This is a genomic window from Burkholderia sp. JPY481 (assembly GCF_038900515.1).
Lineage (GTDB): Bacteria > Pseudomonadota > Gammaproteobacteria > Burkholderiales > Burkholderiaceae > Paraburkholderia > Paraburkholderia youngii.
In genome coordinates this window covers 198,205-215,304 of sequence record NZ_JAYMRT010000013.1, presented here as the reverse complement: position 1 = coordinate 215,304, position 17,100 = coordinate 198,205, and the positions used below count along the sequence as shown (strand labels likewise).

General features: G+C 65.6%; 17 protein-coding genes. 8 read left to right on the top strand and 9 right to left on the bottom strand.

The window, feature by feature from the left end; genetic code table 11:
• Nucleotides 1–96 precede the first annotated feature (96 nt).
• From purE to VSR82_RS27515, 7 genes are all read right to left on the bottom strand, one after another.
• Nucleotides 97–615 (bottom strand): 5-(carboxyamino)imidazole ribonucleotide mutase, encoded by a 519-nt coding sequence (gene purE, locus VSR82_RS27545; RefSeq protein ID WP_368583969.1) that lies wholly within the window; start codon nucleotides 613–615, stop codon nucleotides 97–99.
• Between the two features lie 57 nt (nucleotides 616–672).
• Nucleotides 673–1,563: a phosphoribosylaminoimidazolesuccinocarboxamide synthase gene (locus VSR82_RS27540; RefSeq protein ID WP_013090424.1), complete on the bottom strand. Its 891-nt coding sequence runs from the start codon at nucleotides 1,561–1,563 to the stop codon at nucleotides 673–675.
• 133 nt (nucleotides 1,564–1,696) lie between these two features.
• On the bottom strand, nucleotides 1,697–2,761 hold the full coding sequence (gene fba / locus VSR82_RS27535; protein WP_368583970.1) for a class II fructose-bisphosphate aldolase: 1,065 nt from the start codon (nucleotides 2,759–2,761) through the stop codon (nucleotides 1,697–1,699).
• Nucleotides 2,762–2,948: 187 nt separating this feature from the next.
• Entirely contained in the window at nucleotides 2,949–4,385 is a 1,437-nt protein-coding gene (gene pyk, locus VSR82_RS27530; protein WP_013090425.1) for a pyruvate kinase, read from the bottom strand.
• A gap of 436 nt (nucleotides 4,386–4,821) precedes the next feature.
• Entirely contained in the window at nucleotides 4,822–6,015 is a 1,194-nt protein-coding gene (locus VSR82_RS27525; RefSeq protein WP_429458008.1) for a phosphoglycerate kinase, read from the bottom strand.
• A gap of 279 nt (nucleotides 6,016–6,294) precedes the next feature.
• Complete coding sequence (locus tag VSR82_RS27520) at nucleotides 6,295–6,618, bottom strand: AzlD domain-containing protein (RefSeq protein WP_429458006.1); 324 nt, start codon at nucleotides 6,616–6,618, stop codon at nucleotides 6,295–6,297.
• On the bottom strand, nucleotides 6,615–7,370 hold the full coding sequence (locus VSR82_RS27515) for an AzlC family ABC transporter permease (protein WP_429458003.1): 756 nt from the start codon (nucleotides 7,368–7,370) through the stop codon (nucleotides 6,615–6,617). The genes VSR82_RS27520 and VSR82_RS27515 overlap by 4 nt, the downstream gene beginning before the upstream one ends.
• A 226-nt stretch (nucleotides 7,371–7,596) precedes the next feature.
• On the opposite strand from VSR82_RS27515, the gene VSR82_RS27510 reads away from it, so the two are divergent.
• The 6 genes from VSR82_RS27510 (at nucleotide 7,597) to VSR82_RS27485 (ending at nucleotide 12,303) form a co-directional block, all read left to right on the top strand.
• Nucleotides 7,597–8,520, top strand: a complete 924-nt coding sequence (locus tag VSR82_RS27510) for a branched-chain amino acid transaminase (RefSeq protein WP_429458000.1) — start codon at nucleotides 7,597–7,599, stop codon at nucleotides 8,518–8,520.
• Between the two features lie 74 nt (nucleotides 8,521–8,594).
• Complete coding sequence (locus VSR82_RS27505; protein WP_013090430.1) at nucleotides 8,595–8,789, top strand: zinc-finger domain-containing protein; 195 nt, start codon at nucleotides 8,595–8,597, stop codon at nucleotides 8,787–8,789.
• A gap of 198 nt (nucleotides 8,790–8,987) precedes the next feature.
• Nucleotides 8,988–10,013, top strand: coding sequence for a lipopolysaccharide heptosyltransferase II (waaF, locus tag VSR82_RS27500; RefSeq protein ID WP_176105137.1), 1,026 nt, complete (start codon nucleotides 8,988–8,990; stop codon nucleotides 10,011–10,013).
• 167 nt (nucleotides 10,014–10,180) lie between these two features.
• Nucleotides 10,181–10,627 carry a nuclear transport factor 2 family protein gene (locus VSR82_RS27495; protein ID WP_368583975.1) on the top strand — a complete coding sequence of 149 codons (447 nt, stop codon included), beginning with the start codon at nucleotides 10,181–10,183 and terminating at the stop codon, nucleotides 10,625–10,627.
• Between the two features lie 52 nt (nucleotides 10,628–10,679).
• The gene (locus tag VSR82_RS27490; protein WP_429457997.1) at nucleotides 10,680–11,732 is read left to right on the top strand and encodes a hydrolase; all 1,053 of its coding nucleotides are present in this window, start codon (nucleotides 10,680–10,682) and stop codon (nucleotides 11,730–11,732) included.
• Nucleotides 11,725–12,303, top strand: a complete 579-nt coding sequence (locus tag VSR82_RS27485; protein WP_368583977.1) for a DUF2946 family protein — start codon at nucleotides 11,725–11,727, stop codon at nucleotides 12,301–12,303. The genes VSR82_RS27490 and VSR82_RS27485 overlap by 8 nt, the downstream gene beginning before the upstream one ends.
• A gap of 30 nt (nucleotides 12,304–12,333) precedes the next feature.
• Here the strand turns inward: VSR82_RS27485 and VSR82_RS27480 are convergent, their stop codons facing one another.
• Complete coding sequence (locus VSR82_RS27480; RefSeq protein WP_429457994.1) at nucleotides 12,334–14,064, bottom strand: M48 family metalloprotease; 1,731 nt, start codon at nucleotides 14,062–14,064, stop codon at nucleotides 12,334–12,336.
• 187 nt (nucleotides 14,065–14,251) lie between these two features.
• Between VSR82_RS27480 and moaC the strand changes: the two genes are divergently transcribed.
• Entirely contained in the window at nucleotides 14,252–14,731 is a 480-nt protein-coding gene (moaC, locus tag VSR82_RS27475) for a cyclic pyranopterin monophosphate synthase MoaC (RefSeq protein ID WP_368583979.1), read from the top strand.
• A 31-nt stretch (nucleotides 14,732–14,762) separates the two neighbouring features.
• Entirely contained in the window at nucleotides 14,763–15,113 is a 351-nt protein-coding gene (locus VSR82_RS27470; RefSeq protein WP_368583980.1) for a nucleotide pyrophosphohydrolase, read from the top strand.
• 57 nt (nucleotides 15,114–15,170) lie between these two features.
• Here VSR82_RS27470 and VSR82_RS27465 read toward each other — a convergent pair whose 3' ends face one another.
• Nucleotides 15,171–16,955 carry a PglL family O-oligosaccharyltransferase gene (locus tag VSR82_RS27465; RefSeq protein ID WP_429457989.1) on the bottom strand — a complete coding sequence of 595 codons (1,785 nt, stop codon included), beginning with the start codon at nucleotides 16,953–16,955 and terminating at the stop codon, nucleotides 15,171–15,173.
• Between the last annotated feature and the right edge of the window lie 145 nt (nucleotides 16,956–17,100).

Below are 17,100 nucleotides of genomic sequence, written 5' to 3'. Positions count from 1 at the left end.
TCGGTCGCAGCCGGATACGCGTCGCGCTCGCATACAGAGCGGCGGGCACCCGGCCGGGGGTCGGACAGGGGACGTCTTATCAAACAACCGGCGCGCTTACAGCGCCGGCAATACCATCGCGTGAGCCGCTTCGTTCTGGCGCACGCGGAATGCAGCGAGCTTGTCCGCGTATTCGGTGCTGGTGCCGGACAGCAGCGACACCGCGAACAGCGCCGCGTTCGCGGCGCCCGCCTCGCCGATCGCAAAGGTCGCGACCGGCACGCCCTTGGGCATCTGCACGATCGAATGCAGCGAATCGACGCCCTTCAGATACTTGCTCGCGACCGGCACGCCGAGCACCGGCACCGTGGTCTTCGCGGCCAGCATGCCCGGCAGGTGTGCGGCGCCGCCCGCGCCCGCGATGATTGCGCGAATGCCGCGCTCGCGCGCGCTTTCAGCATAGGCGAACATTTCGTCTGGCATGCGGTGCGCGGACACGACCTTCGCTTCGTACGGCACGCCGAATTCCTGCAGAATCGCGACGGCGTTTTTCATCACTTCCCAGTCGGAACTGGAGCCCATCAATACGCCGACGACCGGCGCATCATGCTTGTGGGCGGTTTGTGCTTCACTCATCTTTACGGCTTCCTTGTTTCCGGGCGATGCGCGCCTGACACGGCGCGCGCAATCAGATCAGTCGAGCTTGTGCCCGGTCAGGCGCTCGAGCGCTTCCTGGTACTTCTCGCCCGTCTTCGCGACCACGTCGTCCGGCAGCTTCGGCGCCGGCGGCTCTTTCTTCCACGGCTGGGTTTCGAGCCAGTCGCGCACGAACTGCTTGTCGAACGACGGCGGGTTGGTGCCGACCTGGTACTGATCGGCCGGCCAGAAGCGCGACGAATCGGCCGTGAGCGCCTCGTCCATCAGATACAGCTTGCCGTGGTTGTCGAGACCGAATTCGAACTTCGTGTCCGCGATGATGATGCCGCGCGTCGCCGCGTAATCAGCGGCTTCCTTGTACAGCCGGATCGAGATGTCGCGGATCGTGGCCGACAGCTCGGTGCCGATGCGGCGCTCCATCTCGTCGTAGGTGATGTTTTCGTCGTGGTGGCCCATCTCGGCCTTGGCGGCCGGCGTGAAGATCGGCTCGGGCAGCTTCTGCGCGTTCTGCAGGCCTGCCGGCAGTTGCACGCCGCAGACCGAACCGGTGGCCTGGTAATCCTTCCAGCCGCTGCCGGCCAGATAGCCGCGCACCACCGCTTCGACGAGAATCGGCTCGAGACGCTTGACGACCACCGCGCGACCCTTGACCTGCTCGACTTCGTCCGGCGCGACCACCGACTCGGGCGCGACGCCCGTCAGGTGGTTCGGCACCACGTGCTGGAGCTTCTCGAACCAGAAGTTCGCCATCGCGTTGAGCACGCGGCCCTTGTTCGGAATCGGCTCGCCCATGATCACGTCGAACGCCGACAGACGGTCGGTCGTGACGATCAGCAACTGGTCGTTGCCCACCGCATAGTTGTCGCGGACTTTGCCGCGGCCGAGCAGCGGCAGCGAGCGGAGCGTGGATTCGTAGAGGGTAGACATCGTCGTGATTCGCTAAAAGTGGGGCAAAAAATGTGACCGGAACAAAAGGGAAACGCCGTTCCCCCGATGATGCGGGAACGGCGATCGGACGACAACCTGGCCAAACGGCCAGGTGCGGAGCCAAAACTACAGCTTAGCGGACGACTTGCGAGAGCTCGCCCGACTTGTACTTCTCCGCAATTTTATCAAGCGAAACCGGCTTGATCTTGCCAGCCTGGCCTTCGCAGCCGAATTGCATGTAACGGTCGATACAGATCTTCATCGCCGCTTCGCGCGCCGGCTTCAGGTAATCGCGCGGATCGAACTTGCTCGGGTTGGTCGCCATGTAGCGGCGGATCGCGCCCGTGATCGCCAGACGCAGGTCGGTGTCGATGTTGACCTTGCGCACGCCGTGACGAATACCTTCCTGGATTTCCTCGACCGGCACGCCGTAGGTCTCCTTCATGTCGCCGCCGAATTCGCGGATTTCCGCGAGCAATTCCTGCGGCACCGACGACGAACCGTGCATCACGAGGTGCGTGTTCGGAATGCGCTGATGGATTTCCTTGATGCGCTGGATCGAAAGAATATCGCCCGTCGGCTTCTTGCTGAACTTGTAGGCGCCGTGCGAGGTGCCGATCGCGATGGCCAGCGCGTCGCACTGGGTCAGCTTGACGAAGTCGGCGGCCTGCTCCGGATCGGTCAGCAGCTGCTCGCGCGTCATCGTGCCTTCGGCGCCGTGGCCGTCTTCCTTGTCGCCCTTCATCGTTTCGAGCGAACCGAGCACGCCCAGTTCCGCCTCGACGGTGACGCCGATCGAGTGCGCCGCTTCGACGACTTTGCGCGACACTTCGACGTTGTACTCGTACGATGCGACCGTCTTGCCGTCGGCTTCGAGCGAACCGTCCATCATCACGCTGGTGAAGCCGCTGCGGATCGCCGCCATACACACCGCCGGCGACTGACCGTGATCCTGGTGCATCACGACCGGAATGTGCGGATACGACTCCACCGCTGCTTCGATCAGATGGCGCAGGAACGGCTCGCCCGCGTACTTGCGCGCACCAGCCGACGCCTGCATGATGACCGGGGCGTTGACCTTGTCGGCCGCGGCCATGATCGCCTGCACCTGCTCCAGGTTGTTCACGTTGAATGCCGGAAGGCCATAGCCGTTTTCCGCGGCATGGTCCAGCAGTTGACGCATTGATACGAGAGGCATGCTTAAACTCCTTGGATTGAAACGAATTCTTTTGCCGTCGGCATCTTTTGCGGCGATTTTATCGCGAAGCAGGCGGCGTTCCCGCGGCGACACCGGCGCTTTGGTGCGCCGTCGCACATGGGCCGTGCGGCTCTCGCCGGCCTGCTTCGCTCAATCGAGCCCGTGCCGATCGAGCAGTCCTGCCTGATCAGTACGGCTCACCGACCCGCACGATCTTCAACGTATTGGTGCCGCCCGCTTGACCCATCGGCTCGCCGACCGTCAGCACGACCATGTCGCCGTGCGAAGCGTAGCCCTTGCCGACCACCGTTTCGAGCGCCTGCTGCAGCGCCGTGTCGCGGTCGGTGTTGGTGTCCAGATGCAGCGACGTCACGTTGCGGTAAAGCGCCATCGCCCGTTCGCTGCCGACGCGCGGCGTCAGCGCGAAGATCGGCACGTGGGTCCAGTGGCGCGACATCCACAGAGCGGTCGAGCCCGACTCGGTCAGCGCGACGATCGCCTTGGCGCCGAGGTGATAGGCGGTGAACAGCGCACCCATCGCGATCGACTGGTCGATCCGCGTGAACGTGCGGTCGAGGAAGTCCTTGTCGAGCTCCGACTGCTCGGACTTTTCCGCTTCGACGCAGATCGCGGCCATGGTCTCGATGGTCTGCACCGGATACTTGCCCGCCGCCGATTCCGCCGACAGCATCACCGCGTCGGTGCCGTCGAGCACCGCATTGGCGACGTCCGACACTTCCGCGCGGGTCGGTACCGGCGCGTGGATCATCGACTCCATCATCTGCGTCGCGGTGATCACGAACTTGTTCGACTCGCGCGCCATGCGGATCATGCGCTTTTGCAGCGCCGGCACGGCGGCATTGCCCACTTCCACGGCCAGGTCGCCACGCGCGACCATGATGCCGTCCGACGCGTCGAGAATGCCTTGCAGCGCCGGAATCGCTTCAGCGCGTTCGATCTTCGCGATCATCTTCGGCTTGATGCCGTACGGCGCGCCGGCGATGTTCGCGAGCTGGCGGGCCATTTCCATGTCGGTCGCGTTCTTCGGGAACGACACCGCGATGAAATCGACACCGAGCGACATCGCCGTGCGGATGTCCTCCATGTCCTTCGCGGTCAGCGCGGGCGCCGACAGACCGCCGCCCTGGCGGTTGATGCCCTTGTTGTTCGACAGCTCACCGCCGATCTTCACGATCGTGTGGATCTCCTGGCCGATCACGCGCTGCACGTTGAGCACGATCAGGCCGTCGTTGAGCAGCAGCACGTCGCCCGGTTTCAGGTCGCGCGGCAGATCCTTGTAGTCGAGGCCGACGCGCTCGTCGTTGCCGAGCTCGCATTCCGCATCGAGGATGAAAGGATTGCCGGTGACGAGCGTCGTCCGGCCGTTCTCGAATTTGCCGACGCGAATCTTCGGGCCTTGCAGGTCCGCCATGATGGCGACTTCGCGGCCGGCCTGACGGGCCGCCTCGCGAACGTATTCGGCGCGCTGACGATGGTCGTCGGCGGTGCCGTGTGAGAAATTGAGCCGCACCACGTCCAATCCTGCCTGAATCATTTGCAGCAGGATTTCCGGCGTGCTGGAAGCCGGACCGACAGTAGCGACAATCTTGGTGGCGCGATGCATGAGTCTCCTCGTCTGGATGGGATCGCTGGAAAGAGCGCTGCGGGGCTGCTGCGGAGTTCGCGCATCGAAAGATGCTACGTGGGGTCGCGCGCCGGTTGTGGCCGGTGTCGCTTTGTGGAGTGAGGCAGGTGATGCGGGTGATGCGGTATTCGGGACCGGCGCCTCGCGCGCCGGAGATCCGCTGTGCTGCTTGCCGGAAGGCTGTTCCGGCCGGGCCGAATCGTGTTGGCCAGATTCGGCTTGCAAAGTTGGCGGCTGCTCCGCGTCGGTGGCCGCCGGCGCTACTAGCGCCTCGGCGGCCACGTCCTGTTCGGCCCTCGCCGACGCAGCGACCGCGCGTGTCGCGCGCTCCCGTGCCGGCGTTGTCGCGTTACCGCGCGGCGCTTTCGCGCCACGCGCCTTGGTCGACTTCGCCGCTGGGGAGCGCGTCGCCACGTTAAGCCCGCGATTCCAGAACTTCGACCGCCGGCAGCTTCTTGCCCTCGAGGAACTCGAGGAACGCGCCGCCGCCCGTCGAAATGTAGCTGACCTGATCGTGGATGCCGTACTTGGCGATCGCCGCGAGCGTGTCGCCGCCGCCCGCGATCGAGAACGCCGCCGAGCGCGCGATCGCGTCCGCGAGCGTCTTCGTGCCGTTGCCGAACTGGTCGAACTCGAACACGCCGACCGGGCCGTTCCACACGATCGTGCCGGCCTTCTCGAGCTGTGCGGCGAGCACCTTGGCCGTTTCCGGGCCGATGTCGAGGATCATGTCGTCGTCCTGCACATCGGCGACGGCCTTCACTTCGGCCTCCGCGGTCGGCGAGAACTCCTTGGCCGTGACCACGTCGGTCGGGATCGGCACTGAGGCGCCGCGGGCCTTCGCCGCGTCGATGATCGCCTTCGCTTCGGCGACAAGATCGGCCTCGGCGAGCGACTTGCCGATCTTCAGGCCGGCCGCGAGCATGAACGTATTGGCGATGCCACCGCCGACGATCAGCTGGTCGACCTTCTCAGCGAGCGACTTCAGGATGGTCAGCTTGGTCGACACCTTCGAACCCGCGACGATCGCCACCAGCGGACGCTTCGGTGCGCCGAGCGCCTTGCCGAGTGCCTCGAGCTCAGCCGCGAGCAGCGGACCGGCGCAGGCAACCGGCGCGTACTTCGCGATGCCGTGCGTGGTCGCTTCCGCGCGGTGCGCGGTGCCGAACGCGTCGTTCACGTAGATGTCGCAGAGCTTGGCCATTTTCTGCGCGAGCTCGTCGGAATCTTTCTTTTCGCCCTTGTTGACGCGGCAGTTTTCGAGCAGCACGACCGAGCCCGGCGCGACGTTCACGCCGTTTTCGACCCAGTTCGCGACGAGCGGCACGTCGCGGCCGAGCAGCTCGGCGAGACGCTTCGCCACTGGCGCGAGCGAATCTTCCGGCTTGAAGTCGCCTTCGGTCGGGCGACCCAGGTGCGAGGTGACCATCACGGCGGCGCCGGCGTCGAGCGCGGCCTTGATGGCCGGTACGGAAGCGCGGATGCGGGTGTCTTCGGTGATGTTGCCTTGATCGTCCTGCGGCACGTTCAGATCGGCGCGGATGAACACGCGTTTGCCGGACAGCTTGCCTTCGGCGATCAGGTCGGAGAGACGCAATACCTTGTTCATGGGCTTGAGTAGGCGAGTTGATGAGAAGGCGGTGGCGGACAGCGCGCGGGGACGAGGCGCGGCGAACTCCGGCGCTTCGGCCCAACGGCTCCGCGGGATCGGGCGCCGGCGGCCGGCCGCGGCACTAGGCGCCTTGCTGCGGCGCGCTCAACCCGGAAAAGGGCATTTTAACTGATCCCAACGGCCATCTGACCGCGACGCGGCGAATGTCGCGTATTTGACCGCGAGGCCGTCGATGCCGCGCGCCGCGGCGTCATCGCCACACCTGGGGCCGGACCGTCACAGGAAGACGCGCATCAGCGTGAACACGACCATCCCGGTCACGATCGTGCCGAGCATGGTGCGGCGCCACAAAAACCAGCCGAGGCCGGCGAGGGTCGCGTAGAGCTCATGATTGGAAGCCGCGAACGACAGCCCCTCGGGTGTCGTCAGCACGTCGGGCACCACCACGGCGGCGAGCGCGGCGGCCGGCGCGTAGCGCAGCATTTTCTGCACGCGCGCGGGCAGCACCGTGCGCTCGCCGCCGATCAGGAACATCGCGCGCGTGAGCGCGGTGACGAAGGTCATGCCGATGATGGCGAGCCAGATTTGCGTTGAGGTCATCGGGAGTCTCCGGCGCGATCGTTTACGCCGCGGATGCGGCGCAGGTCCGCGCGCTCGATCATCAGGTCGGCTGCGCTGCCGGCGACGATCGCCGCGATCACCGCGAACGGCAGCGCGAGCCGGTACGGCAGATCGAGCGCGAGCAGCGCCACGATGGCGGCCACGCTGACCGCGGCCAGCGTGGAGCGCGTCGCGACCGCCGACACCATGATGGGCAACAGCGCGAGCGTACCGGCGAGCGCGAGCCCCCAGTTGTCGGGAATCAGGCTCGCGAGCAGGATGCCGACGATCGACGACACCTGCCACGACAGCCAGCTCGCTACCGCCATGCCCCAGAAGTACGCCTCCTTGCCCGGCACGTAGCCGGTCGGAAAGCTCCTCTTGACGAACAGCAGATAGATCACGTCGCCGTTGAAATAGCCGAGCACGATGCGCCGCCACATCGGCAGATAAGAGAAGTGCGGCGCGAGGCCGACGCTGAAGATCACGAAGCGGGTGTTGACCATCGCCGCGGTCAGCAGCACGGTCCACACCGGCAGCTTCGCCGCGAGGAGCGGCAGCACCGCCAGCTGCGACGAACCGGCGTAGCACAGCAGCGACATCGTGAGCGCCTGCGGCAGCGTCAGCACGGACTTGCTCATCGCGATGCCCGTCACGAGGCCCCAGGAAAAAATTGCCATCAGCGTGGGCGCATAGGCGCGCGCGCCTTCACGAAAAGCGCGGCGATCGGTGTCGGACAGTCGAGCGAGCATCGGGCGAAGATTGCGGGCGCAGGAAACGCCGTCGAGAAGGCCGGGCCGGCACCAGCTTGCGAGACCTCCTGCTGGCGCATCCCGATTGGATTTATGCGTGCGCTGGATTATAGCGTCCAGGGTGCGCCCAAATGCCCGTTGTGTGTGCAAAAGACGCTAAAATAGCGCTCCCGGCTATGTCCTGCGCTCATGGCCGCACCTCATAACGCACCTGCTGGAGAACCGTATGTCAATGGCCGACCGCGACGGCAAGATCTGGATGGATGGCAAGCTCATCGACTGGCGCGATGCCAAAATCCACGTGCTCACCCACACGCTGCACTACGGCATGGGCGTGTTCGAGGGCGTGCGCGCTTACAAGACGGCCGACGGCGCCACCGCGATTTTCCGCCTGCAGGAGCACACCAAGCGCCTGCTGAACTCGGCGAAGATCTTCCAGATGGACGTGCCGTTCGACCATGAAACGCTCGCCGCCGCGCAGCGTGAAGTGGTGCGCGAGAACAAGCTCGAAACCTGTTATCTGCGCCCGATCATCTGGGTCGGCTCGGAAAAGCTCGGCGTGTCGGCCAAGGGCAACACGATCCACGTCGCGATCGCCGCGTGGCCGTGGGGCGCGTACCTCGGCGAAGACGGCATCACCAAGGGTATTCGCGTGAAGACGTCGTCGTTCACGCGCCATCACGTGAACGTGTCGATGGTGCGCGCAAAGGCGTCGGGCTGGTACGTGAACTCGATCCTCGCGAACCAGGAAGCGATCGCCGACGGCTATGACGAAGCACTGCTGCTCGATGTCGACGGCTACGTGTCGGAAGGCTCGGGCGAGAACTTCTTCCTCGTCAACAACGGCAAGCTGTACACGCCCGACCTGTCGTCGTGCCTCGACGGCATCACGCGCGACACCGTGATCACGCTCGCGCGCGACATGGGCATCCATGTGATCGAAAAGCGCATCACGCGCGACGAAGTCTATACCTGCGACGAAGCGTTCTTCACCGGCACGGCAGCCGAAGTCACGCCGATCCGTGAACTCGACAACCGCCAGATCGGCGCCGGCGTGCGCGGCCCGATCACCGAAAAGCTGCAGTCCGCCTTCTTCGGCGTCGTGAACGGCAAGAGCGAGAAGTACGCGCACTGGCTCACGAAAATCTGAGCGACGTTCTGAGATGCGCAGCGCCGCCCGTCGGCGGCGCACTGCAAGCACCCCGCATACAACGAGAAAGTGTCATGAGCGAAATCAAGGAAATGCCGCTGGTCGAACTGACGGCAAAAGATCTGCCGGCATATTGTCCGAACCCGGCCATGCCGCGCTGGAGCGCGCATCCGCGCGTCTTCATCGACGTGTCGCACGGCGAAGCGCGTTGCCCGTATTGCAGCACGCGCTACAAGCTGCGCGACGGCGAAGTGATCAAGGGTCATTGATCGAACGCATCGAGCGGTTCTGAGCCGGCTTCAGCGGCGCGAGGCGTGACGTTCTGATCGCGCGCTCGACGCGCCGCAGGCTCGATCGCACGACCCGCGGGCCTCGCGCCGCGCGGCTTCCCGCTTTCCCCTTCTACCCATCCGAGCGCCACGCGCATCGCGCGCGGCGCTTGTTATCGACACCGGACACTCACCCTGATGCGTCGCGCGTTGGTTATCGCACCGAACTGGATCGGTGACGCATTGATGGCGCAGCCGCTGTTTGCGCGCCTCGTGAAATTGCATCCGCGCATCGTCATCGACGCGGTCGCGCCCAGCTGGGTCGCCCCCGTGCTCGAACGCATGCCGGAAATCCGCGACGTCTACGCGACCGATCTCGCCCACGGTAAGCTGCAGATGCTGCGCCGCTGGCAGCTGTCGAGCGATCTGCGCGACGTCGGCTACGACGCGGCCTACGTGCTGCCGAACTCGTTCAAGTCAGCGCTGATTCCGTGGCTGGCGGGCATTCCGCTGCGCATCGGCTACACCGGCGAGAGTCGCTACGGCATGTTGAACGTGCGTCACGCGAATCCGCGCAAGGACGCCCGGCCGCCGATGGTCGGCCACTACGCCGCCCTCGCCTACGCGCCCGGCGCCAAGGTCCCCGAAGATCTGCCGATGCCCCGTCTCGACACGGATCTGAACGAGGCGTCGCGCGTATCGGCGCGCTTCAATCTCGATACCCGCGTGCCGCTGCTGGTGTTCTGCCCGGGCGCCGAGTACGGTCCCGCCAAGCGCTGGCCGCCCGAGCACTTCGCGGCGCTTGCGCAGATGGTCGGCCAGTCGTTCCCGTACACGCAGATCGTCGCGCTCGGTTCGCCGAAAGACGCGCCGCTCGCGCAGGCGATCGCCGAAAAAGCGCCGAACGTGCGCAACCTGTGCGGCCAGACCGCGCTCGGCGAGGCCTGCGCGCTGATCGCTCGGGCCAACGCGGTCGTCACCAACGACTCCGGCCTGATGCACGTCGCCGCCGCGCTGCGCCGCCCGCTCGTGGCCGTTTTCGGTTCGACCGATCCGCGCCACACCCCGCCCTTGTCCGAGCTCGCGAAGGTACAATGGCTTCATCTCGAATGCAGCCCCTGTTTTGAGCGCGAGTGCCCACTCGGTCATCTGAACTGCCTGAAGCAGCTGAGCGCCGAGCAGGTTTTCGGCGATTTGCGCGGCATGCTGCTCGCGCAGCGCTGAGCCGACTGGTACTTGCACGCAACACCGCACGCCCCCGAGCGCGTCGCGTCATGTTCGCGCCTTGCGGCACGGGCAAGCTGACGCCCGGGGGCGATGGTCCGGCGCTCTGGACCGTCCCGCTACCGCTGACCCGCAACCGCGCGCCGCGCACTAGAGACTGACGAGCCATGCCACGTTTTGCCCATATCTTCGAAGCCGCCGCCGATACCCTGAACGCCTACTATCAGGCCGTCGCCGAGGTCAATATCGACAGTTTGATGGGCTTGTGGATCGACGAGGAGTTCGTCAGCTGCATCTGCGCGGACGGCTCGCATCTGCACGGTATCGAGAACATCCGCAATGGCTTGCAGGCTCAGCTCGAAGCGCTGCCGGTGTCGATCGAGCCGCTCGACATCCGCGTCTACGACAGCCTCGGCACCGTCGTCTATGCGATTGCCGAAGCGCATCGTCCGGCCGATCCGACCGCCACGCCCGCGATGGTCTTCACCACCTACGTAATGGTCCACGAGCGCGGCGAATGGCGCATTGCGCATATTCACGCGAGCCCGATGCCGAACGAGGCCGCCAGTCAGTTCGCGACCAAGATGCGGCATGGCCAGGGCCCGCTGCACTGACGCGCGGCACCACGACCGATTCAGATTCACGTTTTTTCGCTTTTCCGCCGGTATGAGTTCGACGCCACATAAACCCGCTTCCTCCGGTACGGCCCCCGCCAAGGTGGCGGCCGCCGTCGAGGCGACCGTCGAGCTGCTGTACCGGGCGCCGCTGTGGCTGCCCAACCGGCATGCGCAGACGATCGTCCCGTCGTTGTTCGCGCGCCGCCCCGCCGTGTCGTTTCGGCGCGAGCGCTGGGACACGCCGGACGGCGATTTCATCGATCTCGACTGGGTCGCGCACGAAACTCCGCCCACCGATACCGCTCCGCTTTTCGTGCTGTTTCACGGCCTCGAAGGCAGTTCGTCGTCGCACTACGCGGTCGCGCTGATGGCCGCCGCGCGCGAATACGGCTGGCACGGCGTGGTGCCGCACTTTCGCAGCTGCAGCGGCCCGCTGAACCGGCTGCCGCGCTTCTACCATCTGGCCGACAGCAATGAGGTCGACTGGATCCTGCGCCGCCTGCGCGCCGCGCATCGGGGGCCGGTGGTCGCGGCCGGCGTGTCGCTCGGCGGCAACGTGCTGCTTCGCTGGCTCGGCGAGCGGCAAAACGATGCGGCGCAGGTGGTAGCCGCCGCCGCCGCGATTTCGACACCGATCGACGTCCACGCGGGCGGCCGCGCGCTGTCGCAGGGCTTCGGCCTCGTCTATACGCGCAGCTTCCTGAAGACGCTGAAACACAAGGCCAACCAGAAGCTCGAGCAGTTCCCGGGCCTATTCGATCGCGACGCGATGCTCGCGAGCCGCACGATGTACGAGTTCGACAACGTGGTGACCGCGCCGCTGCACGGCTTTCGCAATACCGACGACTACTGGAGCACCGCAACCACCCGTCCGCTGCTGCCGCTCATTCAAGTGCCCACGCTGGTGCTCAACGCGCGCAATGACCCGTTCCTGCCGGCCGAAGCGCTGCCGTCGCGGCAGGAGGTATCGGCGGCGGTCGAGCTTTATCAGCCCGAGCACGGCGGCCACGCGGGTTTCATGACCGGGCCGTTCCCGGGCCGCATCGACTGGCTATCGCGGCGCTTGTTCGGCTATCTGGAACAACACGTCGATCATGGATGACATCGTCAAACAGTCACTCGCCAAATGGCCGAACGTGCCGAGTTGCACCGGCTGGTTGATGCTCGACCGGCGCGGCAACTGGCGCATGCGCGACGAAGCGGCCCAGGCGAGCGGCGCGCACGGCGTGCCGATCCGGCACGAGGCGCTGCTGGGCTTCATCAACCGGAACTACGAGGCCGATGAGCGCGGGCAGTGGTATTTCCAGAACGGGCCGCAACGCGTGTATGTCGAGCTGGCTTACACGCCGTGGGTGGTCAGATTGTCCGCGCGCGCGGATGGCACGCTCGCACTGCACGACCAGGGCGGCGGCGCGTTCGAGCCGGCGGCGGTGTTCGTCGATGAAGACGGCGGCATTCTGTTCGCCGATCGCTCGCAGCCGGCACGCATCGCGGCGCTGCACGATCACGACCTCGAAATCTTCTCGGATCACGCGACGCTCGCCGACGATGGTTCATTGAGCGGCGCATTCCACTGGAGCGCTCAACTCACACTGCCGCTGCAAAGCGTGCGACGCGATCAGGTGGCCGCGCGCTTCGGCTTCGTCGCAAGCCCGGCGGCGGCGCAGGTCTGACGCACGCGCCGGCGTGCACCTGCGTCCACCCTACCCCTTCTCGTCGAGCCGCTCCTCCTTGTAGCGGTTCTCCATCTCGTGCAGACGCGCGTCGACGGTCGCCAGGTCGTAATAGCCGATCGTCTTCAAGTCGCGCGCGTCCTTCAACTGCCGGATCGCCGAGGGCCACGCGCCCTCCAGCGCGAACTTTTCCGCCATCGCGCGATGCTGCGTCAACGCATCGCCACTGCCCGCACTCGCCTGCGCGAGATACAACCACCACGCGGGTTGATCGGGATGCGTCCGGGTTTCCTTCTTCGCGAGCGCCTGCGCGTCGGTGAAACGGTGCAGCGTCAGCAGCGTGCGGATATGCATATCGATCGCGGCGTTCGACTGCGGCCAGCGCTTCTGCGCGAAGTCGGCGAGACGCGCGGCTTCGTCCGCATGACCGGCACTGCGCGCGATGTCGGTCGCGAGCACGTCGAGGCTCGGCGAATCGCGCTCAGGCTCGCCTTCCGCACGCGCGCCGGAGACGAACGTCGCGCGCGCGCTCGCAAGGGAGGCGGCCGCGTCGTCGTAGCGCTCGAGCAACATCTGCCCGTAGGCGATGCCGTACCAGTTGGCCGCAACGTTCAGCGCGGTGCGGTCCTCGATTTCCGAGCGCAAACGCGAAATCTCGTCCGCGTAGTCGCTGCGCGAATGGCCCTGCAACAGACCCGCGCGCGCGCGCACGAAGCCGTACTCGGAGTCTTGATGCGGCTGCCGGTACGGCGCGCGGCGCGCACGGTCCTCCATGTCGGCGATCCGCTCGCCGGTCAGCGGATGCGTGCGCGCGTAGGCCGGAATGCCGTTGTCGTTCATCGCCGCGCGGTCGAGCCGGTGGAAGAACGTCGGCATCGCGTAGGGATCGTAGCCGGCACCGGCGAGCAGCAGAAAGCCGACGCGGTCCGCCTCCTGCTCGGCCGATCGTGAGAAGCGCAACTGGCTGTCGACCGCATACGCCTCGCTGCCGAGCGCGATCGCGCTGCCGAGGTCGCCGCTATGCGCGAGTACGCCTGCCAGCACGCCGAACAGCACGCCGACGAGCGCCGCGTAGCCGCTGCGCTCGCCGTTGGAGATCATCCGCGAGATGTGCCGCTGCAGCACGTGTCCCATCTCGTGACCCAGCACCGCCGCGAGTTCGGACTCGGTCTGCGTCGCCACGATCAACCCGGTGTTCACGCCGATGAAACCGCCCGGCAGCGAAAACGCGTTGATCTGCGCGTCGCGCACCCCGAACAGTTCGAAATCCGGACGGTAACCGCCGATATACAGCGCGCTGGCCGCCGCTGCGAGCTTGGCGGCGACCGAATTCAGGTAGTCGCGCACGAGCCAGTCGTCGAGATAATCGGGGTCGCGGCGTATGTCGCGCATCACGCGCTCGCCGAGCTTGCGTTCGGCCTGCGGAGTCAGCGAGCCGGCGCCGCCGCTGCCGAGATCGGGCAACTGCTGCGCGACGATCGGCGCGCGCCAGTCGTTGCTGCCGGTTTTGCCGCCATTGCTGCCGCTAGCGCCGCCATTGGAAAAACGGCTCTGCGCGCCGCCGTAGGTGCCGAACACGCCGCGCGCGATGTCGGGCGGCAGGCTCGGATCGACCGCGTCGCTCGGGCCGCTAACGAGCGGCGCCTCGGACGATGGGGTTCCCGGCGCGAGGGCCGCTCCGCCGGTCGATTGCGCGAACGCGCCGGGCGGCATTGCGAGTGCGACAGATAGCAAGGCAGCGAGGAATCGTTTTGAATGCATCGCGAAGCCGGTCTGACGAAGTCGAAAAACATCGCCCGTGGCCCGGACTAAGATAGCGGGCAAGGACGTCGAAGGACGCGTACAAGGCAAAACGCACGGTACCGCACAGCGCAAGTGTAATCAGCCGCCGCGCCGATTCGGGGCCGCGCCGCACTGCTATGATAGGCGCCCTCTGAAGGAGTCAACCATGCCTGAACTCACTCATTTCGATGCGTCTGGTGACGCGCATATGGTGGACGTCGGCGGCAAGCAGGAGACGAAGCGCATCGCGATCGCGCGTGGCTCGATCCGCATGCTGCCCGACACGTTCGCGCTGATCCGCGACGGCAACGCCAAAAAGGGCGACGTGATCGGCGTCGCGCGGATCGCGGCGATCCAGGCCTCGAAGCGCACCGCCGATCTGATTCCGCTGTGCCACCCGCTCGCGCTGACACGCGTGAAAGCCGACTTCGAACTCGACGAGCAGATGCCCGGCGTGCATTGCACGGTCCAGGTCGAGACGTTTGGACGCACGGGCGTCGAAATGGAAGCGCTCACCGCCGTGCAGGTCGGGCTGCTGACCGTGTACGACATGTGCAAGGCGGTGGACCGCGGCATGACCATCACCGATGTGAAGGTGATGGAAAAGCATGGCGGGAAATCGGGGGACTGGGTCGCGCAAGCTTGAAGCGCGGGTCGACAACTATCCGGGTAGCACCATGACCATCGACGAACTGCTCAAGCAGCTACTGGCGTTTCGCGACGCGCGCGACTGGCGGCAGTTTCACACGCTGCGTAACCTGATCGTCTCCACCGGCATCGAAGCCGGCGAGCTTCTGGAGACGATTCAATGGAAGTCCGACGCGCAGATCGACACGCTGCTCAGTGATCCCGAGCAATCGACGAACCTCCGGCACGAGTGCGCCGACGTCTTCATGTACCTGCTGCTGGTGGCTCATACCGCAGGCTTCGATCTCGTCGACGCGGCCGCGGAAAAACTGAAGCTGAACGAAGCGCGCTACCCCGTCGACAAGGCGAAAGGCACGGCCGCGAAGTATTCCGAGTTGTGAACTTAGAGGCGAGGAGGCCTGCCTTGACGCGAGCACGCCGAAGCCTCCGCGGCCCGATCAATCTTCGTCGCTGTCGTCATCCGGTGCCGCATCCGCTGCGGGCCTGCCGTAGCGCTTCACCAACTGCTCCTTGAAACCCGCGAGCGACTTCTGCTCGTCGACGAGCTGGTACACATAGCCGAGCTGCGCGGGCCAGTCCTTCAGTTCCTCCGCGAAAATCCGCAAGCGTTCGACCGTATCGAGCGCCGCCGCGGTATCGCCGGTCAGCGCCTGTAGCACCGCGTAGCGACGCAGCACGGTTTCGCCCGGCAACAGTGCGATCGCCTGCTTGTGCATCGCGAGCTTGCGTTGCAGGTTCAGCGGATTCATCGGCTGCAGTGTCGCCAGACCGTATTCGCCCCACGCGCCGAACATGAACGAAGGATCGGCGGCGTACTGTTCGGCTGGACGCTGACCGTAGTACAGCACCTCGGCGCGCGCATAGTCGCGATAGATCGGATACAGCGCGGCGAGTCCGCCGAATACCACGACCGCGAACGCGCCGAGCGACAGTTTCGCGGGCACCGCGCGCAACGGCCGCGTTTCGAGCAAGCCGAACACGAACATCGCAGGCAACAGGAAGAACATGTACTGCTGCGGATACTCGACGAGCGCATGCATCGTCAGCACGCCGATCAGCGCGATGCCGAACACGCGCGTGGCGCTTTGCGGCGCACGCACGACACGCACGAGCCACGCGACGAGACCCACGAGCACGATCCCGAGTCCGATAAGACCGGTTTTGGCGAGCAGATCGACGAAGATGTCATGCGAGTTGTTGGCGATTTCGACGCCGCCCAATTGCCTGACGAGCGCGAACTGATAGCTCGGAAATTCGCCCCAGCCGACGCCGAGCAGCGGATGCTGCTTGAACATCGTCCAGCCGTATTTCAATAGCGCGATGCGCGGCGCGATTTGACCGGCATCCTGGAAGCGCTCGGCCGCCGACTGCCCGAGTTCGAGGTGAAAACGCACGTTGGCCCAGCGAATCACCGCATTGACCACGAAAAACAGCACCGCGAGCGCGATCGGCACCAGCCAGTCACGGCTGCTACGACGCGATTGCGGTTCGTTGCGAGTCTGCGCGAACGCCATCCAGAAGCCGGCCACGACGATCACCCCCATCTGCAGCCACGGACCGCGCGACACGGTCAGCGCGAGGCCGACGGAGAAAATCGTCGACACGAGCAGCCAGATAGGCAGCGCGATGCGGCGCGTCTGCACGAGGTACAGCGCGCCCGCCATCGCGAACGCGATATAGGTCGCGAGGTGGTTCGCCTGCGCCATGTTGCCGAACGGCCGGCGATCGACAGTGATGTTGTACGCGACGATGAGCGGCGCCACGCGCGTTTCGAGGTGAAACAGCTGGATCACCTGGCTGAACACCGAGAACAGGCCGCCGACGATCAACGCCCCCGCCGCCCAGCGCAACGCGGTCTCGTCGAGTTTCACACGCGTGAAGCCATAGCCCACGTGCGCGGCCATCCACGCAGCGAGCAGGAAGCCCGCGCCGAGCCAGTTCATCGACGGCTCAGCGACCGGCAGCACGAACGTTTGCAGCACCAGCAGGAGGCCGAACAGCAAGGGCACGAGCGCGACCATGGGCGACGCGAAGCTCACGCGCGGCCGGGCGGTCGCGACCGTCAGCATGACGGCCGCCCCGGTCAGCAGATACAGCGCGAGCGAGGTGAATTCGGAGTAGAAGGTTGGGATCGGATACGTATGGTTGGCAACCGCGTAGGGCAGGATCAACGCAAGAGCCAGCAGTACGAGAGACAGGTAGCGCGCGAAAGGGGTGGGCATCGAATCAACGGTGGGCGTCAGCAACCGGCGCACTATACAAAAATTTCGTTGCACTGTGCGCCGGTTCGGCCGAAATAGGCTGCAAATCAGCCCTTTACGTTGTGGCTTCGAGTCGTCCGGTCAGCGCCCGGCCGTCGTCTCGTTG